Raw genomic sequence first — 21,669 nt, forward strand, 5'->3', positions numbered from 1 at the left:
TTGGAGCTGTAACGGACAATTACAAAGTTAATACCGCCTGTACTTCGCCACATGCCAATATTTCACCAGTTTGAATAAAACCAAGAGAGTCATAAATTTTCTTCGCAGCTAGGTTTTCAGGTTTGTAGGTGAGTTCTACAACTTTGGCTTTTCCACGTGGGAAAGTTCTCGCATACTCGATTGCTTTTACTACCATTTCTTTACCATATCCCTTACCTTGGTATCGCTGGTCAATCATCATCTTGAAGATGCCATAACTGCTATAATCAAAATTGCCATCCCCGTCATCATAGTACATCGAAATAAAACCTACCATATTATCTTCCTTATAGACTGCAAAAGTAATAATAATCTGCCCCTCATCTGAGGCAACGTACGCTTCAGCAAGTGCATGTTGGTTCGAGGATATGAATCTTTGTTGGTCTGGAGTGACTTTAAGTTCAATACATTCGATAAAATTATCCCAAGTTATTCTTCTAAATTCCATTTTGAATTCCCTCCTGCATTTATTATCATTACTATTTTCTTCTCTATCTAACTGCACTAGTAAAACTCGCTTTAAAAATAAGATCATATTTCTCATCGTACCATTTTATTCAAATAAAGGTAATACACTACATATATGCAACGTTCTTTATCCATACACAAAAAAGAAGCCACCTCCCTGGCCTTCCCCAGTTCAGTGACTCCATTTTACAATCCTATTCATTTCCTACATTCAACTACTCTTTCACAGCCCCAACCACGATTCCGGTCACAAAAAAACGTTGCAGGAACGGATACACGAGCAGGATTGGCAGTGCACTGATGAAAATCTGTGACGCACGAATCGTGCGCTGAGACAGATTGGCGACAATTTCCGGGTCAACTCTCGACATATCGGCCTGCACGATGATCGTCTGCATGAATGTCGCGAGTGGCAGTTTTTCCGCATCACGGATGTAGATGATTCCGTCAAAGTATGCGTTCCAATGCCCAACCATCATGAACAGGGATACTGTAGCAATGACAGGCACGGACACGGGCAGATAAATTTTGATAAACGTCTGAAGGTGTCCTGCTCCATCGATAAATGCAGCTTCTTCAAGATCTTTGGGCACGGTACGGAAGAAATTGAGCAACAGAATGATATTAAACACTGCAACCAATCCTGGCAGGATCAGGGCCAACAATGAGTTCATCAGGCCAAGCTTCAAGATCAGGATATACCCCGGAATAAGGCCGCCGCTGAATAACATTGTAATGACAAAATACCATAGATAGATGTTACGTGCACGGAACACCCGTGTCTCCTTGGAGAGGGCGTATGCTGCAATTGTGTTCACAATTAGCGCTAGCCCTGTACCAAGCACCGTCCGCTCAACGGACACCCACAAGGAGGAGAGAAAATTGGCGTTAACAAACGTCTTCGCATAGGCCTCCAGTGTAAAACCAATCGGCCAGAGCGTAACTAACCCCGCATTGGCAGGTGCAGATGCGCTGAGCGATACCATAAGTAAGTGATACAAAGGCAGCAAACAGAGCAGCGAAATGATGGTTAAGAACACATTGTTGAATATGCTGAATATGCGGTAGGACATCGTTTTATGATACATCAGTTCGTCCTCCTTTCTAGAAAATTCGGTATCCGGCGAATCGGTAAGCCAGTCGGTAGGAGATCACAATCAGGATCAAACTGATGACGGATTTGAACAGGTTCACCGCGGTAGCGAAACTGAACTGACCACTTAGCAGACCTTCTCTATACACAAACGTATCAATAATATCCCCCTGCTGATATATTAATGGACTATATAAGTTAAAGATCTGGTCAAAGTTGGCGTTGAGCACATTACCCAGTGCCAGCGTTGCGATTACGATCCCAATCGGAATAAGAGCCGGGATGGTAATATAGACCGTTTGTTTCCAGCGTCCCGCCCCATCTACTTCAGCCGCTTCATAAAGTGATGGATTAATGCCGGATAATGCCGCGAGGAAGATAATCGTGTTGAATCCAAACTCTTTCCAGACATCACTTGCAATGACCGTAAATCGGAACCAACTGCCATCCCCGAGGAAGAAGATTGGTTTGATGCCAAAGATCGAGACTAGAAACTGATTTAGAATACCCGTCTGTGCCAGAATGTCGATCAGAATACCAGACAGGGTGACCCAGGACAGAAAGTGAGGAAGATACACAAGCGTTTGAATCGTTCTTTTCAGTGCCATCTTCCGTACCTCGTTGAGCAATAAGGCGAAGACAAACGGAATGATCAGGTTCATGATGATCTTCGTACAGGCAAAGAACAACGTGTTCCACGTAATCTGCAAGAAATAATCATTTTCCCACATGTACCTGAAGTGCTTCAGTCCTACCCATTCGGAATTGAAAAATCCCAGTGCAGGTTTATAATCTTGAAATGCCATCAAAATCCCGGACATCGGAATGTATGAAAATATAAAGACCATAATGGCCGCCGGCAACACCATGAAGTGCAGAATCCATGGCTGTTTGTAGCGTTTTTTTCTCTTTTTATCCAGCTTGTTCCCAACGCTTTCCTGCGGGATCCGCTTACCCTCCAATTTAGCCTCCATAGCGCTTCTCCTGTTCCCAAAAAAAGTTTTTGTGTGTGATCGGGTTCTCTGATATAAATAGTATCAAGCCATACTGAGGTCTGCTATATAACATTGTTAGGCTTGATAGTGTTTTGTTAGGGTATCATCAGAAGAGGTAGTTTACACACGAATTAGAAGGAGACTTTTCATGTATATATGGAAGCGCTTAATGCCTTTTCAAGGTAAAACCAGATCCCCATTCAGTCTTTTTGCCAAAATAAACTTGTTAATTGTGGTCTTGTTCATCCCCATTCTAATCATGTACACCTACTCGAATAACGTCACCTATGATGTCGTCAGCAAAGAACTGCAGATCTCCAACACAAAACAACTTACGTTTCTGTCCAGTCAGATCGACTCCCGCATCAACCAGATGATGGATTTCAGCCTCATTCTCTCCCGAGACCCGAATGTCAGAGCATTCAACGGCCTCAATATGTGGGATGATCGGTATGACCGGATGCAGACCCGTTATGTGATACAAGAGAAGATGACGCTGCAAACCGGCGTTACGGATATATGGCCCACCCGATATGCGGTGCATTCACAGCAGAATGAGGATGTCATCGCCAACTACAATCGAACCACAGGATATGATGAGGAGTATCTGAAAAAAAATATGAGCGGACGATGGACCTATGGGGATCAAGGAGCCGTATCAGAGGATGAACTAAATTCCTTCTATTGGTTCTATACCGATTCCTTGGCACAGCCGGGGATGCTCACGGGAAGCAATCTGGTGATTGAAGCCAGCTTCAGTTATGAGAACATTCAAAATATGCTGGATACGTATAAAGCGGGTGGACAAGGCGATCCTTTCTTGTATCACAAAGGAAATTCACCCATTCTGAATCGCAGCGCGGACAAGCAGTTGTCCGCAGAACTCATTCAGTATCTGGACACGCATTCTCCGGAAGATACTACACAGGATGTCGTAGAGCTGAACGGTAAGAACTATCTGGTTAGCTCCGTGAAGTCCACTTATCTGGATTGGCATCTGGTTGACGTGATTCCACTGTATCAGATTTTGAAACCTATCTCGCTGAGTCAGAATCTGTTCTACACCTGTATGATTTTGCTGCTAGTAGTGGGTATCTCTGCGTCGATCCTGCTGTACCGGAATGTTCAATATCCGATCAAAAAGCTGATCAAAGGTTTACGCCGTGTAGAACAAGGGGACTATTCTGTCCGACTGTATAGCAAAAACCAGAATGAGTTCTCATTCCTGTTCCGCCGATTCAACGATATGTCCCATCAGATTCAGGATCTGATCGAGAATGTTTTCCATGAGAAAATTAGAGCCCGGGAAGCTACGCTGAAACAATTACAAGCGCAGATCAATCCGCATTTCCTATATAATTGTCTAGGTTATATCATCAACATGGCCCAGATGAAGGACGAGCAAGCCGTGGTCTCCATGGCGCATAACCTAAGTGCGTACTATCGCTACACCACCCGTATGGAACGGGAGACGTCGTCGCTACAAGAAGAGATCAAGCTGCTGATCAACTATCTGGATATCCAGAAACTGCGGAATGGTCGCATCGAGTATCACATCGATATCCCAGAGGATATGCTTGCCCAGTCTGTACCACGATTAATGCTTCAACCGATGGTCGAGAATTCCGTGATACACGGCGTGGCCAAGTCCTATTCATCCGGGGAAATCCGAATTACCGGGGAGCGCTTGAATGGTTTTGGCAGAATATACATCGACGACGACGGCCCAGGCTTAAGCCCGGAACAATACGAAGCGCTGAACTTGAAGATGCAGGAACCCTTACAAGAAGAAATGGGCTGCGGCCTTTGGAATACGTACCAACGAATCACGCACCTGTTCGGCAGTCATTCCTACCTCCTATTTGGCCCATCCCCACTTGGCGGATTCCGAACCGAAATCATCTGGGAGATACCAAAAGAGGACACAGATTCCGATAAAGGTAATACCGATAATATACGTTGACTATTTGATTTGAACGAACCATTTACACGTGAACGCAGAGGACAGAAAAAACCTGAAGAAACGAAGTGCTCACCTTTATCCACGGATTTTCACCTTTATAAAAGTGAATCAGAAAATCTGGGGGTAACAGCGATCGGAAGGTTGTTCTGTCATCGGAGTGGCAAGTGTAAATATACCTTTAGTTCAACCACCAAGGGAGACAATACACCATGCAAATGATGATCGTAGACGATGAAGCTCACTGGGTCGATAACCTGTCCATGACCAAGCCCTGGCACACACTGGGGATCGAACATGTGCATAAAGCATACTCGGCACACGAAGCACTTCAAATGATCGACACCCACCCCATCGATATCGTGATCTCGGACATCCAGATGCCTGAAATGACAGGCATTGAACTGATCGAACGCATCCGCATCCGGGACAAAAAAATAAAATGTATTCTGTTATCCGGATATTCCGAATTTGATTACGCCAAAAAAGCCATCCAGTTCGAAGCTGTGGACTATCTGCTGAAGCCGCCAACAGACGATGAATTAATGGGCGCTGTCCAGAAGGCCATTGATCAATTGAACAATGAATGGGAAATGGTCAGTTCACTGACACGAACGCAGTTTACGTTGCGAGAGAATCTCCCCCATTTGCGGGGGCGACTGCTCCTAGGGGCTTTGCAGGGACAACGAATCGCCGCTGCCGAATGGGATCGGAAGCTCGCCAATTACAATCTCCCCTTTCACACCGGGGATGCCGCATTAATGCTGGTTCGTTTGGAAGAAGAATTCGGACACTATGATAGCAATGATCAGACCCTGATCGAATATGCGATCATCAATATGGCGGAAGAGACTATGGGTGAGTTTATGGAAGTGTGGGGCGTCAAGGAGGAGCACGGATATCTGGTGTTTTTGCTTCAGTTGAAAGAACGGAAAGGCGATATTGGGAAAGAAACCATTCTGGAGAAGCTATCGATTCAGCTCCAATCCAAAGTAAAACAGTTTCTGAAAGGCTCCCTCTCCATCGTTATCACCGAGTGGTTCACCTTTCCGGATCAACTTTACGATCGTTTCCGCCAGGCTTCCGCCTATTTCCGGCAGATTGTTGGCGATGAACGCGAATTTGTCATGCGTGTCAGCGATGTCGAGACACCTGCGGCGCAAGGCCCCTTGGACGTGCTGTACACCCCACCCACCTTTATTAGTTTGCTAGAGAGCGGACAATGGGATGCTGCCGAAGAGAAAATACGCGCGGTCTGCGCGGAACTGGATGAGAAATGGTCGGAATCATGGGAGCATTGCATGGAGGCTGGTTTTCTCATTACGGCTTCATTCACCAATATTGCCCATCGGAACAAGCTGACTCTGACCACTTTAATGGGCAATGATGTCGAGGATTTGCAAAGTGGGGAAGTTTTCGCTACCATCAGCAAATTGCGGAAATGGTCGCTCAGTGTGCTGGGCAAACTCAAGGAAGGCACGTCCAACGAGATCAAGGACATCCGTTCCGAGTATGTGAAGAAGATTCAGGATTTTACAGATAAGAACCTGCATCTGGATGTGTCTTTACGTGTACTAGCCGACCATGTTAATCTGCACCCGACCCATTTGTCCAAGATCTATAAGATCGAAACGGGCGAAGGCATCAGTGATTATATCTCGCGTCTGCGTATGGATCGGGCCTGCCACAAGCTGGTCACGACCACCAAAAAAGTGTACGAAATCAGCATAGAGATTGGTTATATGGACCCGGCTTATTTTATCAAAGTGTTCAAACGCCAGTTTGGCGTTACGCCGCAGGAATACAGAGACCAGCACAAATAACATCTTAGAGGTTGTTCAAAAAATCCGCTTTTGATTACGAAGGATGCCTCACGGCATCATCAGCATCGAATATGGAATTCAGCCGAAATGTCCGTTGCTCACGTAGTTTGCCTACGCTCCGCTACTCCATTTCTAGCTTTATCCCATCTTCTCGGTACTGAAAACCGAATTTTTTGAACTTCATTTGAACATTCATTTGAACATTCACTAATAGAGTCCTATGGAAACTAACAAACTCATATAGATGCACTCCCGCACAAATTGGTACAGTTACACTGTAAAGATCATACACCGTAGGGGGATTGAACAATGATCAAATTCAAAAAAACATGGTGGTCACTGATCATGGTTATCGCGCTCATCACGATCACTGCGTGCGGCAGTGGCGAGACAGCCAGTGACAATGGTACCAATAATACACCGGGAACTGTCGGCTCAGCTGAAGCAGAAGCTGCTTTTGCTAAAGGAAAATACGACCCACCCATCGAGTTCAGCTCGGTATTAATGCCGAAGAAATACGTGCAAGGAGATACCAAAGAAAATAACGTACACGATCGCTGGATGCTCGAAACGCTGGGCATGAAGCATAAAGATACCTGGTATCCAGCCAGTGATGATCAGTACAGACAGAAACTTCAACTTGCTGTCGCCTCTGGTGAGAAACTGCCTGATTTCGTAACGGTACCCACCAATGCGGTATTGACGAATCAATTGATCGACTCTGGTCAATTCATCGCCATTGATGAGTTGTTCGACAAGTATGCGAATAAAACGCTCAAGGACCATGCGGCAGCGCATCCCGAGCTCTGGTATCCGTTCACCAAGGATGGAAAGAAATACAATATGCCCATCATGGAGTACACGGATAACGACGATACCCTGCTGTGGCTTAGAGAAGACTGGATGGAGAAGCTGAATCTGGAGGCTCCTAAGACTATCGCAGATCTAGAGAACATCATGGATAAATTCAAAAATGAGAATCCGGATGGCCTATCTCCAAATGAAGTTTTCCCACTCGCAATCTCGCTGAAAAGTAATACGAATACCTGGATGGGCTCGCTCGACTGGTTATTCGGCGCATACGGAACAGTCCAAGAGCAATGGAACAAGGACGCGAACGGTAATCTGGAATACGGCTCTGTTAATCCCGGAGCAAAACAAGCACTTGCCAAGCTCAGTGAATGGATGGAAAAAGGATATATTCATGCCGACTCCGCCCTGTGGGACGAACGTAAAGCAGCCGAAAGCTGGACCAAAGGTGCCGCAGGTATTCTGCCTGGTGCCAACTGGGTTCCAGACTGGCCTGCTCCCGACCTCATCAAGAACTTACCTGACGCCAATTATAAAGCCTATCCCATTCCAGAAGGTCCAGATGGCAAAATCGGAACGAAGTGGCAGAACTCTGGCGTCAACGCGAGCATCATGATCAACAAGGATGCGAAACATCCCGAAGCGATCTTCCTGTACTACAACTATCTGCTCGATAACCTGGCGAACCCCGCTACGGGCAGTGAATACGAACACGGCTTCGCCAAAGGCTACGATTGGGACATCGTAGATGGACAGCCGACCAGTAACAGAGAGAAGATCAAAGACTTCTCCAACGAATTCCCGTTCCTGACTGGTCCGGCCCGTATCCCGGATCTGTATATGAAAACACTCGTGAAACTGGCTAACGGCGAGAAGCCCGAAACACCTTACGAGAAACAAATGGCCGAGTTCCGTAAACCGGAAAACTGGGACGCTGCCAAAGTCGTCATGTCGCAAATCGACATTCGTAAACAAAACTACTTTACTGGCGCTGCAACACCAACCATGGTATCCAAATGGAACCTGCTCCGCCAATCCGAGATGGAAACCTTCAACAAAATCATCTACGGCAAACTGCCGGTTGATGCCTTTGACCAATTCGTCGCCAACTGGAAATCCAATGGCGGAGATCAAATCACGCAAGAAGTGAATGATTGGTTTAAATCGGTAAGTGCGAAGTAAGGATTGAAGAAGTAACAAGGGCCACAATAAAAGAATAAAAAAACAAGCCGAAGCGTGCATTGCCACCGCTTCGGCTTGTTTTCTATATCTAGTTAACCCGGCACTTTAAAATACAGGAACTTCAACAGAATCTGTACCCATAACTCTTTTTCCAGCTTTATCTTCTGACCCGACCTCAATACCAATTTTTAATGAATTAGAGGGGGACTCACCCTTTTTATCTGGACTTAATTCGATCACAATCGTTCCAGTACCTCCGCCATTTGCTATGTAATTTCGTTCTCTCCCAATTTCAATCATTGTGCGCCATGAAGAGTCATCAGAAGAATCCATCCAGGTGGATACATACTCAGCAGGCTTCAACTTCGATTGATGTTCAGGATAACTGCTGGTGATGCTGGAGACACTCCATTGATCAGGGATATAGAATGCAACACCACCCCAGTCAGCGGGGTCAATCTCTATATGTGCTACTATTTTGATATGATCAATATGCTGCTTCTCACTCTCAACGAATATCGATCCTTGTGTCATTGTCTTTAAATTCGTTGATTTGGCATCCAGATCAAAGTTTTTGACGTGAATGATATTGCCATTAACCATTGGCTCATTGGCTTCCTTTTTGTCCGTATTCAAAAAAAGTAGAATAAACACAATCAAAATAAACATAAAAAGCAAGATTAAGTATTTAGATCTTTTTTTCATAATAACCATACCTCGCTTCTACCCTTGTTTGTTTAAGCTTAACACATACTCAAAGCCCTCCTTTCCTTAATTTAGAATTTGGAAAAGTAGAGCATTAAAACTGGAGCGGAAGCGCAAGATTCACGCTTCCGCTCCAGTTTTTAAGTTAAGATCTAGGCAGCTTCCCCTGACTTATGGGTTCGCATTAGTGGATCAAGCCTCTGTATCGGTCTCCTCTGGCATCGACTGACCCAGCAAGGATACTGTGAGCTGAATGCCATCTCGTAGTCCCTGCATATACAACCTCTCATTTTCTTTGCCTTTGCTGACAATATAACGATTCTCCCACTCAGTATATTCAGGTGTTTGCTCGACATCCTTACCTGCACTGGGAATTCCGATTCAGTTGTAACCCATTCTGGCTCATAGTGAGTAATTGCATTTCTAACTTGAATTAATAAATATACATCTTGATAAGGGCTAACTCCCTTTTTAAAAAGATTTTTATCAGCTAATGTAAGAGCGATTTGATATTTCTCTAAAATACTGTATTTAGCTGTCTTTGGTATACCCAGTTCCCACATTGAGTTAATTAATTCTCTCTTCTTCGGTTTCAATCTCTTATTGTTATTATAATTCTCATCTTTTATATTGGAGAGAAATTCATTTATTGTAGCTTCTAAATAACCAACTGTACACAATAGCGCGCCTGTAACATAAGATTCATATTGAATTCGAGTAACTACATCATTACTATTGTTTTTATTTTTCTCCCTTGTAAAGCATTCCTTGCCAAAAATACTGCAGACTGTATCTGGTTAAAAGAAAAATTCGTTTTTAGCGTAATTTCATAGTTATCAGTCATTTTAATCTCCTTAGTTTAAATGTACTTAGGCAATTTCTGCTAACGTTTCGTATATTCACGACGCTCGACGAAGTCGTGTGTCCACAGCAATTACTTCTCGAAGCCGCTTCTGGGACCGAGGGTGCAGCCCGAAGTGTGAATATGGTGTTATCTGATTTTTCTACCTTCTTCGAATAACTTTTACATTTCATTCCTAATGATTACTTGAGTCGGTTTTTCTAGTGTAGATTGATGCTTCGAAAGACCACAAAGTGAGGTCTTTGTACTTCTATACTATCACTTGATTTTTACTCTTGATCTTGAGTAAGAACAAAACCCACCATAGTAACAAAAATAAATTACCCAAAATTATATACATAGACCAAATTTCCCCTTGTTGTAATTGGCTAATTAAATGTTCATATTCATTTATTCCTTCTGCCCTTCCAATACTATTTATCAGCCCAATAATTGGAATCGTTACAGTGAAAACAATGGCTACCATGGATAAACTTCTTATTTTCTTTCGTATAACAATTAATACTGCAGTTACTAATGTTGTTAATAAAAACAAGTAATATAGTGACCAAAACCAATTAGGAAGGGTTTCCCAATACATTTTTTTCAACTCCTCATAATAAGTTGGATTAACCTAAGATCAAGTAACTCTCATTTGGATTTGAATGGTTTTCAATATTGAAGATGTTTCAGATAACGTTCCTGTATTCATGAACCCCAAAGGGGTTGTCTGCCGAAAGACCTCTCCGAAATCCATCTAGCAGACCAAGGCACCGAAAGGAGTCACAGCATGAATACTATGTTAGGCGATGCCAGCCTAAATTCCCCCTCACAATTAATTCCTTGTCCATGTTGCCCGGGTATATCCAATTCTCATACCCACTCTTTCCATATTCCGATGGCTTTGCGAGCCAAATGAGCACTGACTAACAACGAGATTACAATTATTGTAGGTATCATTAATTCGTCTAAGTAATAAATTTGTTTGAAATCCTTTATTTCGATATTCAGGTAGTGTTGTCGCAAATGTTAATGAAGCAACATTGTTCTCTATATACATTACAGCTACTGCAACTGGATAGCCCTGATCCAACCCCAAATAATAGTGCCATCCAGGACGGGAAAACAGTACTCGGTTATTCGTAGCTACGTGTTCTTTCCCATCAAGAGATAATCCTGTACCTAAACAATGAATTTCTGCATATGTATCAAACTCATCTTCGAGTAGTTCACGAATTTCCAGTTTATGATGATCAAACGAATTTAGATTTCCAGGTTCACAAAAAAGCGTTGTATGAAATCCTGATTGATAAAAGCCTTTATTATGGAGTTTTTTCATAACTTCTTGATTTATATTACCCGGGATGACTTGAATCTCAAAATTCCTTTCCCGCTCATTATAAAAGTCTAAGATATCTTCAATGACATCTTCAGAAATCCTTCCCTTTACATTATTAAAAAGACCCCATGGCATGGTTTTACTATAAAACGCCGTGCTCTCCCCGAATCGTTTTATTTCAATTCCCTCAGGGTTTCCTTCTCGTTCTCTGATTGCAGTCATTCGATCAACCATATAATTAATTTCAGATTTTTCTAAAATATCCGCTAGTTCCAAATTCAATATCATTCAATTTATCCCCTTCCTTGATCCTCATACAATTACTCCTGGGTGGTTTCGCCTAACATTCCTGTATTCACGAACCTTCACTGCCTTAAACGACCGTAGGGAGTGGCCGCGACGCGGTTAGGTAGTGCAAGGTTGTCCGGCTGAATTGGCTTCCCTGCTACTGAATCAACTTCTTCGAAACCTCATCTTCCTGCTTCGGCCCGGACCAAGTAGCCGGAGGCGACGTAGGGTGAATATGATGTTATGTGTTGTTGCGCACTTCTTCGTATTGCTATCAAACCTTATTTCAAATTCATATTCACTTGACCCTTTTTCTATCCTTTATTTTGTTAATCCCAATTTAATTTCCATTTTTTCGAGTGATTTTAATAATTCTTCAAGATCATTTTCACTTAGGGGAAGCTCTAATAAGGTATCCTCCATACATTTGAAATAATCTTTTTCGATCTCTGTTGCCTCTATAGGAAATGCACAGATACCGATTCTATCAAGTAAAACGTGATAATTATTATATTTTGCATCTCTATCAAAAGCCTGTAATGATATAAAATACAGAATATCCCCTTTAGTTGCTTCTACCCATTTCCAATTAGTCAAATCGAAACTTTTTTCTAGTTTTCCGTTATTTGTATAACTTGAAGATCCTTTACCTTCTTTACTTCCAGTTTTGACTGTATAGCCATTTTGGGTTAGTAAAAATTTAATTCTCTTTCGTTCCTTTTCACGAAATGATACATATTCTTTTTTTGCTTCGAGAAAATCATTTATATGATTATAGTTATCAAACATGGACTATACCTCCCAATATATTTCCACCTAACAGTTGATGGCATATTAATTATATTAAATTGTATATTTGCTTTTATTTCGTATCTTTTGTTGAATTCATCTTTTATGTACTCTTAGGGCAATTGCACATAGCGTTCTTGTATTCACGACCCGACGGATGGCGGGTGTGCGGCGGATGCCGGACCCCGGACGTATGTCCGTAGCGTGAATATTATGTTATAGGATGTCAATTTCTTCTTTGAAATACGCTCAAATTAGTTACCTACATATTTTTTGAATATTTCTTCCATCTTACTCGATTGATTTTCCAAAATGTTTATAAGATCTTTTAATATAATATTCATTTCATCTTGTACTTTTTTTCTAAACTCGATGGTTTCTACAGGAGTTCTTGAATTTGTTCCAAATTCATCATCAGCAATTTTACGTGAAATTAAAGGATGATTAACTGATTCCAGAAGAATCTTATCTTTTCTACTTCTGATTTCTTTCATTTTCTCATAAAGAGTAGCTTCTATTTTAATTCCTTTTTCTGTTGATTCATTAATTAAAAGCGACATTGAATCAAAATACGTTGATGGATTTTCAAATGGCTGCTTACCTTTAATAAAATGTTCATTATGGCTAAAAAGATCATGTTTTTTTTCAAGTTCCAGTATAGTTTCCCTAAGCAAATTAATTTTTCCCGGGAATTCATCTATGTATTTTTGCTTTACTTGGTTACTAATTGTTTGTTTAACCCCTAAATAAGTAAATAGGCCACCGATAAGACCACCAAAAATCCCTCCAGCATAACTTGCAAAAAAACCTATCCAGGATTCAGTAGTACCATATGTAATAGATGTAGTCCTTCCCATCAATGTTATATTGATCAAGAAAGGAAATGCCATTAAAAAAATTAAACCTAAAAAAATCAAACCTGAATTAATCAACTTTTTGTTCATACAAGTATCCGCCTTTATATTATTTTGCTTTTCAATTTTATTAATTTGATTTCCGATAACACCTAATCTATGTACTTCGTAAATACCACACTTCCTGCCTGATATCTGAACTACGTATATGATAACCTATACGGTGATTTTTGCGAAGAAAAATTTGGTGAAAAAGGGAGAATTATAGGGGTGCTCAACTCCCGTATCCATATGATCCGATTGGCTTTGAATACGATGAATATTTTTCCTACTAACATGCGTATAGCGCTGGGATTGTTCGTGCACACGTATAACCGAGTAGCACCTGGATGTACCGTAGATCTTTCCCGTTTTCCAGCAAATGAGTGGCGAAGGAGTGTCTCAGCGCATAAATACTCACCTTTTTTGCAATCCCTGCACGCTGTTTAGCTTCTTCGAAAACCTGCTGCAACGATTCTTTGATCGATTGGTTTTTTACTTACTAGCATTTCATTGAATTAATCTACTTACAGATAACGGAAAATGCTGATAGAATATACACGGATGATAAAATTGTTTTCACACAGTGATATTGTTAGTAGTACACACTTAAGGATGGGGTATATTTGAATAACAAGAAGTTAATATTTAGCGTCTTTACACTTTGTATTCTAATCATATTGGGTTTTCTCAGGTGGGATAATCTTGAATCCAGCGCAGACTTGCATTATAAGTATGATCGATGGGCAGGTCAGAAATGGGTAGAGTTCTATCCGCCGCTAGCTGCTTCTTCCAACAGCATGGAGTTTCCACTTATATATATAGATGAAATCCATCCGAATGATATAAATAAATATTTAGGAAAACAAGCTCTCTCTGGAGAGTTAGTGAACAAGTGGATTGAACGTACAAAGTTAACAGATGGATATGTAGGTCTATTATTATTGAATATTCTAATGGTCATTTACAGTTTCTTCAAAAGCCAAAGAGCGTATAAACACAAAGACAGCAGTCCCAGATGAGGAACTGCTGTCTTTCACTCCAATCCATCTTCATAAGTGCCCTCCTAAAAGTACAAATCCCATCCCACAATAAAAGTAGCAAATAGGAAAGCCGATACTCCGGTCATGATATATACGACCTTTCGCTTTTTGCTGTAACTTATCTTCCACAGTTTGTAGATTAGCAAGACAAGATATGCTAAAGCTAGAATCACATAAATCAGGTTAAAGATGAGATGAATTCGTAACGAAGAATAAGAGGCGTTTAAACTCAATGCTCGCATGGCTAGTACTGTAGTATTCAGTAGGAATGCCAGACCTGCAATATTAATGGCAACATGATATTTATCAAACCCTGTCCCGGGTCTTTCCCATTTTTTCAATCTGTAAAAACATAATCGGATAAAATAGCCAATCACAGCTCTTAAATTGAATACGATGGCTATTGCAAGAGCTATTAAAGAGGCAATGATCCAGATCATCGTTGAGCTTGATACACGTACATAATCATTGTAAGTAAAGGATACCTTCTCAACGACACCATCTTTCTCAACAACATTGGTGAAGTTACTAAGATCAAATGTGGAATACTTTTTCAGCAAGAGAATCGAATAGAGCTTCGTAAATCCAGAACCGGAACGTCGTGTAGTGAGATAATATCCATCATTTCCAGAGGTTACAGAGCTAGTGCTGTAATTATCCCCAAACAATTTCTGGACAAGACCGAAACAATATACCTCTTCTTCGAACTGGTTGGTCATCACCACTAACCCAAAATTAGATTTCGGGTCAAAGATCAATTTATTCGAAAACCCCAATGTATTTCCACCGTGTTCCAGTGCAGGTGTCCAGTACTCTACCTCAATGAATCCATGTGCGATTCGAGGGATAGAAGTTCCATCATAATACAGACTGGTTGACAGCATTTCGTTTAAGGTTTCTTTGTTCTTGAATAATAAATTACCACGATTGATTGGCATCAGGGCTGCTAGGAATTTTGCTGCATCTTCTGCGGTGCCCATGGCACCTCCTGCAGGATATATGTTCATGTATACTTTGGTTTTGGGGATGAGTTCGGCATTAGCAGTATAGCCTTGAATCTGATCCCTTCTCAGCACGAGGTCTGGACGATCTTGATGTGACGGATGAATCGTAGTTTCTTTCATATCCAGTGGTTTAAATATATGTTCATTCACATATTCGTAAAAAGGTTGTCCACTCTGCACTTCTACGATGTAGGCAGCCATAGCAACACCATAGTTTGAATAAGCAAATACACTCCTCGGTTCATAGATCTGTCTTGGCTCAAATTTTTGCAATGTTTCTCCCAGATCCATAACTTGATTCTCGGATAGATACCATAACTCAAGCATCCTATCCTCCCAACCCGCTTGATGATTCATAAGATCTAATAGCGTAATGGGGGCATCATACTCCAGCTTCTTTAGAAACCCTTTCGGTAGATATTCCTGAATATTAGTATGTAGATCAAGCTTTCCCTGCTCGACAAGCTGCATTACACTCGTCCAGACCAACAGTTTAGTGACGGAACCCCATTCAAAAACAGTAGAGCTGTCCGCCTTTCTCTGTTGCTCAATATCTGCATAGCCATAGGCCTTACTATAAATCGTTTCCCCGTTCTTGATAGCCACAATTGAAACGGCAGCGGTGTTTTTCTCATGCGTAGCCACATAAGAATCGATCGTCTCCTCTAGCGAGGACAACGGGATTCTGGAAGGCGTAGTCTCCACATTCTCTATCTCCGCGTAGACAGGTACCCCGCATGCCATAATGAAAAACACGAATAACAGAACACAGGCGACCACTTTGTTAGCATAGCGATGCCTTCGATCTATTTGCATTAGCTAATCTCCTTTAACATTAAAAATAACTGTGATCTCATTACGATATAAAGGTATTAGGGTAGCGCAACCTTATAGTCCTTCATTTGCTCCCGCCTTTACGAATGCGTTTTCAAGAACATCTAACCAAACCAGAAAATCATTCTTACATCTTCCGCGCTCCCTAATTTCAATAACTTTGGAATGGTTACATTGATAAATTCAGAGCATGTATTTTTTATATTTCTGTACTCCATAAATTGATCACAATAATAACTTTGATCCCAATTGAACTGAATGATCTCCTCCAGTAAAAGCCAACTGTGGTCATAAAAATCTTCTTTATCCTCAAGTACAATTTCACTTAAGTCTGGCGAGGTATCTACCGGAATTCCTCGTGGCGAAGATATGAAAGGCAGATTTTGATCATTCCTGGTGTTTGATAAAACACTAAACAAATCATAATTCCGCCCCCCACTATAAAATTCATGAGGATCACTTGGTTTCAATTTAGAGATCTTTTTTTCTGGAAACAAGTAATAATCAGGATTAATCATCCACTTATCCATACTGATCCAGCGAGCAGTACTATTCAATTCTTCCTCACTCTTTGTTATTTCTCTTACAGCACCATTAATCCATTCATATTCTCTCCTGTAATGCCTTACCTCTACAAAGAAACAAATGTCTGTACCCATGTAACCTCCTGATTTGTTTGTTGTGCAATCTATTCTACAATGTTCTCTTCAGGCCTTTGGGATATCTGAGAGCCTAGCTTCTTATGCAATGATTTTACCTATCCATTTTGGCGTGACCGCTGAATTACTTCTTAGAATAATCATACACGTTATATCCATCGTACTTCACATAGAATCCCTCACTTATTAATTTCTGTTCTTCCGTTTCAATTCCGAATGAGAACGATGCTTCTGGACCAATACCTGTCTGTCCTACGGAGAGCTGATTCATGTTTTTATCATATAACCGTACTTCCTCTGGTGAATAAGTAAACGTTCCACCCGCATTAAACAGACCATTATATATGAACTCCCCAGATGGATCATCCATATTAAACGTGGTCCTAAAACTAAAATAAATATCATCATCTCTGTTCTGCACATCTAATATCAAATTGCTGCTATGAGTCTCTAATACTTTGATATCTCTTTTAAGAGGTTCACCTGCACTGAATGGAATCCATTCAGATTTCACAAAAATTTGAATCGGCATTTCTGGAGTTCTCAGCGTCAGTGCATATCCATCTTGATTTAGAACCTTGTTTGTTATACCCTCATTCGTATAGTTTAACGTGTAGTATTTATAGATGAATAAGAAGATTAAGATAAAACTGACGGATAACAAGACCACTATATTTCTCTTCCTCATATTCACTCTCCCCCTCATTTTCCTAATACAAATCGATCTGTTCCTCCACAGAAAGCAACTGAATTCAAGAATCTTTGGACTATCCACACATCCTAGTCAGTATCTTAGTTACATCTATGATGACGATGTCACCTTCGAGAATCTTTCATTAGTATTCACCGTTATATTCAACGAAACTGGTTTGTTTAAACCGTGTAATATGATAAGGAGTATACATATTCTGAGTAGCTGGACTGATTTTTTCAATTAAACTTATTGCTGCATCTATATGCCCATCTGATGAAAATACGTCCTCATCTAGGAATCCACTTAAGAGTGCTGCATCATCTTTATTTTTCAAGCAAAGATATCCATACCCAGGATCAACTATTACTAGATTTATTATGTCAGCTTCTGCTTGTTCTTTAGATCGATCAAAAAACCTGATTATAGTGTCATTGTCTTTGAGATAGATCTCAGTATCACAAGAAAAATTCTTATAATTAAACTTCATGCTGTTTGCTCTCCCACTTTTATACGTCTGTTTTTATTCTAATTGTAACTCTTTCTTGTAACCTGTTATGTTCACGAGTCTGTAATCCTTAAGTGACCAACGAGGATGATTCGGCAGACTGAGATTTGCAGGGTTGTCCGTTAACCCCACTGATATAGATCTAAGATAAATACTTCATTACCTAGCGAAAAATAAATCTGTTCCCAATCAAACTCATCTTTCCATTCAATCTCTGCCATCTACTTCGCTTAGTCCTACATATTTAATATCTTTGTGATTTTTTAAATTACTATTACTATTATGAAGTTCTATTGCTCGTTCTATTGGCGAATCAATTTTTATAAACTGATATTCGTGCCCATAACATCCTCCGAAGTGAGTAATTAAATTACTTACCCCTTCTAAATATCCATTAATCTTGTTGAATAGTTCATGATTCATACAGTCACATCCAATATCTTAGTAAATTGATTTTGTCTGTTCCACAATTAAATTCCTCATTTAATCCATAAATTCTTTATATCTTCTACTATAGTTTTTGAAATATGTTTGGATGAATCCTGCGGATACAACCATACTGTTACGATAAGAGTTAAACATATCGTTAATCCTAGAATAACTCGCCCAACAACTCTAAATCTGGTGTATCTAAGCAAATAATAAACTAAACTGGATAAGATCAGAATAATCATACCATTCACCAAAAAGGTCATGGGCAAGCTTATAATCCTGCCTAACCCGGTGTTAGGATATTTTAATAAAAGTAAAATCTCTAATATTACAAATGGAACTGACAGTAGAACAATATAAAAAAAATGACTTTTGAATTTTCTCTCCACCACTGAACTCACCTACTCTAACTCTTTTAATACAATTGCACATAGCGTTCTTGTGTTTACGAGCCCGAGAACCCTAACTGACCAGTAATTATTCTTTCTTCCATTGATGTGATTCGTGTAGTTTACCAGTTTCATAAAAATACTTTAGCACTTCAAGCATGGGTATTAATTCTATACAAATGTTATCGCAATAATTTCCTAACTGACCACCAATAACTAGAGAAATTTCACTATTTCCCTGCTTATCGTTCATAAGCGTATATATATGTTCATCCATTGTAATAGACACTACAAAATATTCCGGTCCGCCTCCAACTAATGCTGAACCTGTGTCAGATACCTCAAAAAAAACTAATGTAAATTTATCTCCATCGAGCTTTCTCAAAAAACGTAAACTGTCTGCCCATGTAGGGTTCATAACTATCTCTTCATTAAATGTGGTCCCATTCCGTTCATCAATGCTAATAGAGTTTATCATTTTTTTCTTTTTATCCTCTTTAGATCATTTTATTTGTTTAGATCCTCAAACTTAAATGCTTCACTATAGATTTTACGCAGCTCAGTTGAGTTGTCATGCCACTGAATGAGCATACCATTGATGATCTGCACCAACACATCCCGACACCTATGCCATCCTGCGGCGGTATTCACTGCCCATGAATCTCACACCCTCGTTCATTCATCACATATATCCATCTTCAGGTTCACCAACATCAAAACCCAAAACTTTTGTCGCTTCCAACTTAAATGTTTCTATCCAAGACATCCATACATCGCTATTCATCTGTGCATAAAATGATAATCCACTAGGCTCAACGGATGCTTCGATGAAAGCATCATCCTCTTCAGTTCCAAACCAATATGGAATTCCACTTTTATAACCAATCCACCCTGGCATAGTCTCATATACTTTAAAAACTTTATCCCACACTTCATCAGGCAGATCATACCTTATATTTAAGTTACAATTATGTGAGTTTATGTTGTTCAATTACATTCTCTCCTTCTACCTTAGACGTATATCAAAATTTATCCTCTATTTTTATGTACAGTACTACAACTCTTCCACCACTTGCTCAAAGTTGTATCTCTTGGTCCTTATAGACTTTTTTCGTTATCATTTTTGTATATTTTAATCTCGTGATTTCAATCAGGTCATTTGGCTGGATCATATTCAGAATAGGACTATCTTTGATTAAAAATTTGCTATTACCTCGTACCAATCCTTTGACTATAATGATATTTTTATTCTTCTTCACATCTACAATTTGTCCGATCGTTATGATTTGCTCTTGTTTCTTGAGATCAAGGGATGTTAAAAAGCCGAATATACAAAGTATAATGCAGACAAACATATATCCTACAGTTGTCCATGCAGGAGGATGATATACTAAGTATCTGGTGGTTAGTTGAATCCCAATTATAAAAATAAATAAAAATATGAGTAGCAATTGCTTTTTTAATTTCCCTATAACTTTTTCGTTCATAGTTTCTCCTTATTAGATTATGTGGTAGGTATTGATCAAACGTTCCTTGTATTCAAGACCCTAGCGACTGCTAGTATTCAGGACGAACGTACGGAACGTAATCATGCGATAGACTATATTTAATCCGAGCGAGCTTACCAAATATCTTCTCCCTTTAAGATTTCTTTCGTAGGCTGGTCTACAGCTAACCAAGTAGAAATATCCTCTTCTATTTTTCTCTTCCAAGCTATTAAAAAATGTACTTGGCATATCTGGTGGGAATTAATCTCTGTCATAGATACTTCAATGCCTTGATCAGAATGTAAGACAAAACTCCACTTCTCAAAAGCAGAGTTCAAAGCAAGAGATTTAGGAGTCCTATCACCTTGTTTTCTTTTTCCCATTATCAGTGGTTCTTCTTGGGTTCCTATGTGTAAGCGGTACTGTTCATTCTCATATTCGACAGCTTCAAGATTTTCTCCCGTGTCAGATCCGTAATCTTCCCAGCTGTATCCCTCTTTCCACAAAGCAGAAAAGCTACAAGCGCTTATCTGATGATATGCATTGGGTTTGATTCTAAATACGGCTCCCCAGCATTCGTCTACTTCCTGAGGTGAAGAAAGATTGTGGTTCAGATTACAGAGCACTAACTCGCAATCAAACGAGTCGTAGTAATATTGGTAGAGCAATCCGCCATGTTTGAGCTGAGAACAGTGAGTAGGAAGATAACATTCGCTGGAGACAACAAGAGAGAGTTCAATTGTTCCAAGAGGCGTATATATTGAAGGTTTTATAAGATCAGTCCCTTGAATTAAGGCTTCTTTTCCACGAAAAAGCTTCATTATGTCCCTCCTTATAGTCTTTCACTTAACGGTTAGCATACTCCAAGTTTTTTAATACTTTTCATCAGTTCCACAAAAGAGTTTTATAAAGTGTTCGTGTCTCTACAAACCCTCACTACCTTAAAGCGTGCAGCGACTTGCCGCAATGCGGTCAGGTCGTGCAGGGTTACCTGTGACTGTTTCCTTCGAAGAGCCGTCCTCTAAGCTTTTTATCACATTATCTAATTAAAGATTGATTCTTTTATACCCATTTGAGTTCCATGATTTAGTTTAACCGTGTATTCAACTTCTTGATTATCTTTGTACGCTTTGAATTGATAGTTGAAGTACATGCTTATTACCAATCCAACCATTAGTATGATTATTGCTATATTTTTTTCATTGAATCCCCTCCTACTAGTGCCTGAACTACGTATATGATAACCCATATTGTTACAAATGCGAAAGGTAATTGGCGAATAAGGGAGATTTATTAGTTTTCTCAAACCCTTATCCAATCGATCCAATGGGCTCTGAATACGCTGAATATATGCAGGGTTGTACAGGACGCGAGTATGCAGTCGAACCTTTCGTTAT

General features: G+C 40.2%; 23 protein-coding genes. 4 read left to right on the forward strand and 19 right to left on the reverse strand.

What is annotated here, in order from left to right:
* Nucleotides 1-19: 19 nt before the first annotated feature.
* The 3 genes from MHI01_RS10785 to MHI01_RS10795 form a co-directional block, all read right to left on the reverse strand.
* Nucleotides 20-487, reverse strand: coding sequence for a GNAT family N-acetyltransferase (locus MHI01_RS10785; RefSeq protein ID WP_100529638.1), 468 nt, complete (start codon nucleotides 485-487; stop codon nucleotides 20-22).
* A 235-nt stretch (nucleotides 488-722) separates the two neighbouring features.
* Nucleotides 723-1,595 carry a carbohydrate ABC transporter permease gene (locus tag MHI01_RS10790; RefSeq protein WP_127544821.1) on the reverse strand — a complete coding sequence of 291 codons (873 nt, stop codon included), beginning with the start codon at nucleotides 1,593-1,595 and terminating at the stop codon, nucleotides 723-725.
* A 16-nt stretch (nucleotides 1,596-1,611) separates the two neighbouring features.
* On the reverse strand, nucleotides 1,612-2,469 hold the full coding sequence (locus MHI01_RS10795) for an ABC transporter permease (protein WP_174806429.1): 858 nt from the start codon (nucleotides 2,467-2,469) through the stop codon (nucleotides 1,612-1,614).
* A 274-nt stretch (nucleotides 2,470-2,743) separates the two neighbouring features.
* On the opposite strand from MHI01_RS10795, the gene MHI01_RS10800 reads away from it, so the two are divergent.
* The 3 genes from MHI01_RS10800 to MHI01_RS10810 all read left to right on the forward strand — a co-directional run bounded on the left by MHI01_RS10800 (nucleotide 2,744) and on the right by MHI01_RS10810 (nucleotide 8,370).
* Nucleotides 2,744-4,558, forward strand: a complete 1,815-nt coding sequence (locus MHI01_RS10800; protein ID WP_340983095.1) for a sensor histidine kinase — start codon at nucleotides 2,744-2,746, stop codon at nucleotides 4,556-4,558.
* A gap of 209 nt (nucleotides 4,559-4,767) precedes the next feature.
* Nucleotides 4,768-6,378, forward strand: coding sequence for a response regulator transcription factor (locus tag MHI01_RS10805; RefSeq protein WP_340983096.1), 1,611 nt, complete (start codon nucleotides 4,768-4,770; stop codon nucleotides 6,376-6,378).
* A gap of 309 nt (nucleotides 6,379-6,687) precedes the next feature.
* Entirely contained in the window at nucleotides 6,688-8,370 is a 1,683-nt protein-coding gene (locus MHI01_RS10810; protein WP_340983097.1) for an ABC transporter substrate-binding protein, read from the forward strand.
* A 105-nt stretch (nucleotides 8,371-8,475) separates the two neighbouring features.
* Here the strand turns inward: MHI01_RS10810 and MHI01_RS10815 are convergent, their stop codons facing one another.
* The 7 genes from MHI01_RS10815 to MHI01_RS10845 form a co-directional block, all read right to left on the reverse strand.
* A complete protein-coding gene (locus MHI01_RS10815) occupies nucleotides 8,476-9,075 on the reverse strand; it encodes a hypothetical protein (RefSeq protein ID WP_340983098.1) in 600 nt (199 codons plus the stop codon).
* A 152-nt stretch (nucleotides 9,076-9,227) separates the two neighbouring features.
* Entirely contained in the window at nucleotides 9,228-9,755 is a 528-nt protein-coding gene (locus MHI01_RS10820; RefSeq protein ID WP_340983099.1) for a hypothetical protein, read from the reverse strand.
* A 432-nt stretch (nucleotides 9,756-10,187) separates the two neighbouring features.
* Nucleotides 10,188-10,517 carry a hypothetical protein gene (locus tag MHI01_RS10825; protein ID WP_340983100.1) on the reverse strand — a complete coding sequence of 110 codons (330 nt, stop codon included), beginning with the start codon at nucleotides 10,515-10,517 and terminating at the stop codon, nucleotides 10,188-10,190.
* 234 nt (nucleotides 10,518-10,751) lie between these two features.
* Complete coding sequence (locus MHI01_RS10830; protein WP_340983101.1) at nucleotides 10,752-11,543, reverse strand: GNAT family N-acetyltransferase; 792 nt, start codon at nucleotides 11,541-11,543, stop codon at nucleotides 10,752-10,754.
* A 321-nt stretch (nucleotides 11,544-11,864) separates the two neighbouring features.
* Nucleotides 11,865-12,332, reverse strand: coding sequence for a hypothetical protein (locus MHI01_RS10835; protein WP_340983102.1), 468 nt, complete (start codon nucleotides 12,330-12,332; stop codon nucleotides 11,865-11,867).
* Nucleotides 12,333-12,586: 254 nt separating this feature from the next.
* A complete protein-coding gene (locus MHI01_RS10840; protein ID WP_340983103.1) occupies nucleotides 12,587-13,276 on the reverse strand; it encodes a hypothetical protein in 690 nt (229 codons plus the stop codon).
* Nucleotides 13,277-13,517: 241 nt separating this feature from the next.
* Nucleotides 13,518-13,697, reverse strand: coding sequence for a tyrosine-type recombinase/integrase (locus MHI01_RS10845; protein ID WP_340983104.1), 180 nt, complete (start codon nucleotides 13,695-13,697; stop codon nucleotides 13,518-13,520).
* A 154-nt stretch (nucleotides 13,698-13,851) separates the two neighbouring features.
* On the opposite strand from MHI01_RS10845, the gene MHI01_RS10850 reads away from it, so the two are divergent.
* Nucleotides 13,852-14,247 (forward strand): hypothetical protein, encoded by a 396-nt coding sequence (locus MHI01_RS10850; protein ID WP_340983105.1) that lies wholly within the window; start codon nucleotides 13,852-13,854, stop codon nucleotides 14,245-14,247.
* Nucleotides 14,248-14,291: 44 nt separating this feature from the next.
* On the opposite strand, the gene MHI01_RS10855 is transcribed toward MHI01_RS10850, so the two are convergent.
* From MHI01_RS10855 to MHI01_RS10895, 9 genes are all read right to left on the reverse strand, one after another.
* On the reverse strand, nucleotides 14,292-15,917 hold the full coding sequence (locus MHI01_RS10855; protein ID WP_340983106.1) for a serine hydrolase domain-containing protein: 1,626 nt from the start codon (nucleotides 15,915-15,917) through the stop codon (nucleotides 14,292-14,294).
* 293 nt (nucleotides 15,918-16,210) lie between these two features.
* Nucleotides 16,211-16,765 (reverse strand): hypothetical protein, encoded by a 555-nt coding sequence (locus MHI01_RS10860; RefSeq protein ID WP_340983107.1) that lies wholly within the window; start codon nucleotides 16,763-16,765, stop codon nucleotides 16,211-16,213.
* Between the two features lie 124 nt (nucleotides 16,766-16,889).
* Nucleotides 16,890-17,453: a hypothetical protein gene (locus MHI01_RS10865; protein ID WP_127544041.1), complete on the reverse strand. Its 564-nt coding sequence runs from the start codon at nucleotides 17,451-17,453 to the stop codon at nucleotides 16,890-16,892.
* Nucleotides 17,454-17,601: 148 nt separating this feature from the next.
* The gene (locus MHI01_RS10870) at nucleotides 17,602-17,946 is read right to left on the reverse strand and encodes a hypothetical protein (RefSeq protein WP_340983108.1); all 345 of its coding nucleotides are present in this window, start codon (nucleotides 17,944-17,946) and stop codon (nucleotides 17,602-17,604) included.
* Between the two features lie 225 nt (nucleotides 17,947-18,171).
* Nucleotides 18,172-18,387: a hypothetical protein gene (locus tag MHI01_RS10875; protein WP_340983109.1), complete on the reverse strand. Its 216-nt coding sequence runs from the start codon at nucleotides 18,385-18,387 to the stop codon at nucleotides 18,172-18,174.
* Between the two features lie 486 nt (nucleotides 18,388-18,873).
* Nucleotides 18,874-19,263 carry a hypothetical protein gene (locus MHI01_RS10880; RefSeq protein ID WP_218034845.1) on the reverse strand — a complete coding sequence of 130 codons (390 nt, stop codon included), beginning with the start codon at nucleotides 19,261-19,263 and terminating at the stop codon, nucleotides 18,874-18,876.
* A gap of 29 nt (nucleotides 19,264-19,292) precedes the next feature.
* Nucleotides 19,293-19,436 (reverse strand): hypothetical protein, encoded by a 144-nt coding sequence (locus tag MHI01_RS10885; RefSeq protein WP_340983110.1) that lies wholly within the window; start codon nucleotides 19,434-19,436, stop codon nucleotides 19,293-19,295.
* Nucleotides 19,437-19,467: 31 nt separating this feature from the next.
* Complete coding sequence (locus MHI01_RS10890; RefSeq protein ID WP_174806422.1) at nucleotides 19,468-19,776, reverse strand: hypothetical protein; 309 nt, start codon at nucleotides 19,774-19,776, stop codon at nucleotides 19,468-19,470.
* Between the two features lie 630 nt (nucleotides 19,777-20,406).
* Nucleotides 20,407-21,093: a hypothetical protein gene (locus MHI01_RS10895; protein ID WP_282318929.1), complete on the reverse strand. Its 687-nt coding sequence runs from the start codon at nucleotides 21,091-21,093 to the stop codon at nucleotides 20,407-20,409.
* Between the last annotated feature and the right edge of the window lie 576 nt (nucleotides 21,094-21,669).

The sequence above is a fragment of the Paenibacillus sp. FSL M7-0656 genome (assembly GCF_038003225.1).
Classification (GTDB): Bacteria; Bacillota; Bacilli; order Paenibacillales; family Paenibacillaceae; genus Paenibacillus; species Paenibacillus amylolyticus.

Coding starts and splice junctions, on each gene's coding strand:
- MHI01_RS10785 (WP_100529638.1), bottom strand. CDS start 487: ATGGAATTTAGAAGAATAACTTGGGATAATTTTATCGAATGTATTGAA.
- MHI01_RS10790 (WP_127544821.1), bottom strand. CDS start 1,595: ATGTATCATAAAACGATGTCCTACCGCATATTCAGCATATTCAACAAT.
- MHI01_RS10795 (WP_174806429.1), bottom strand. CDS start 2,469: ATGGTGTTGCCGGCGGCCATTATGGTCTTTATATTTTCATACATTCCG.
- MHI01_RS10800 (WP_340983095.1), top strand. CDS start 2,744: ATGTATATATGGAAGCGCTTAATGCCTTTTCAAGGTAAAACCAGATCC.
- MHI01_RS10805 (WP_340983096.1), top strand. CDS start 4,768: ATGCAAATGATGATCGTAGACGATGAAGCTCACTGGGTCGATAACCTG.
- MHI01_RS10810 (WP_340983097.1), top strand. CDS start 6,688: ATGATCAAATTCAAAAAAACATGGTGGTCACTGATCATGGTTATCGCG.
- MHI01_RS10815 (WP_340983098.1), bottom strand. CDS start 9,075: ATGAAAAAAAGATCTAAATACTTAATCTTGCTTTTTATGTTTATTTTG.
- MHI01_RS10825 (WP_340983100.1), bottom strand. CDS start 10,517: ATGTATTGGGAAACCCTTCCTAATTGGTTTTGGTCACTATATTACTTG.
- MHI01_RS10830 (WP_340983101.1), bottom strand. CDS start 11,543: ATGATATTGAATTTGGAACTAGCGGATATTTTAGAAAAATCTGAAATT.
- MHI01_RS10835 (WP_340983102.1), bottom strand. CDS start 12,332: ATGTTTGATAACTATAATCATATAAATGATTTTCTCGAAGCAAAAAAA.
- MHI01_RS10840 (WP_340983103.1), bottom strand. CDS start 13,276: ATGAACAAAAAGTTGATTAATTCAGGTTTGATTTTTTTAGGTTTAATT.
- MHI01_RS10860 (WP_340983107.1), bottom strand. CDS start 16,765: ATGGGTACAGACATTTGTTTCTTTGTAGAGGTAAGGCATTACAGGAGA.
- MHI01_RS10865 (WP_127544041.1), bottom strand. CDS start 17,453: ATGAGGAAGAGAAATATAGTGGTCTTGTTATCCGTCAGTTTTATCTTA.
- MHI01_RS10870 (WP_340983108.1), bottom strand. CDS start 17,946: ATGAAGTTTAATTATAAGAATTTTTCTTGTGATACTGAGATCTATCTC.
- MHI01_RS10875 (WP_340983109.1), bottom strand. CDS start 18,387: ATGAATCATGAACTATTCAACAAGATTAATGGATATTTAGAAGGGGTA.
- MHI01_RS10880 (WP_218034845.1), bottom strand. CDS start 19,263: ATGATAAACTCTATTAGCATTGATGAACGGAATGGGACCACATTTAAT.
- MHI01_RS10895 (WP_282318929.1), bottom strand. CDS start 21,093: ATGAAGCTTTTTCGTGGAAAAGAAGCCTTAATTCAAGGGACTGATCTT.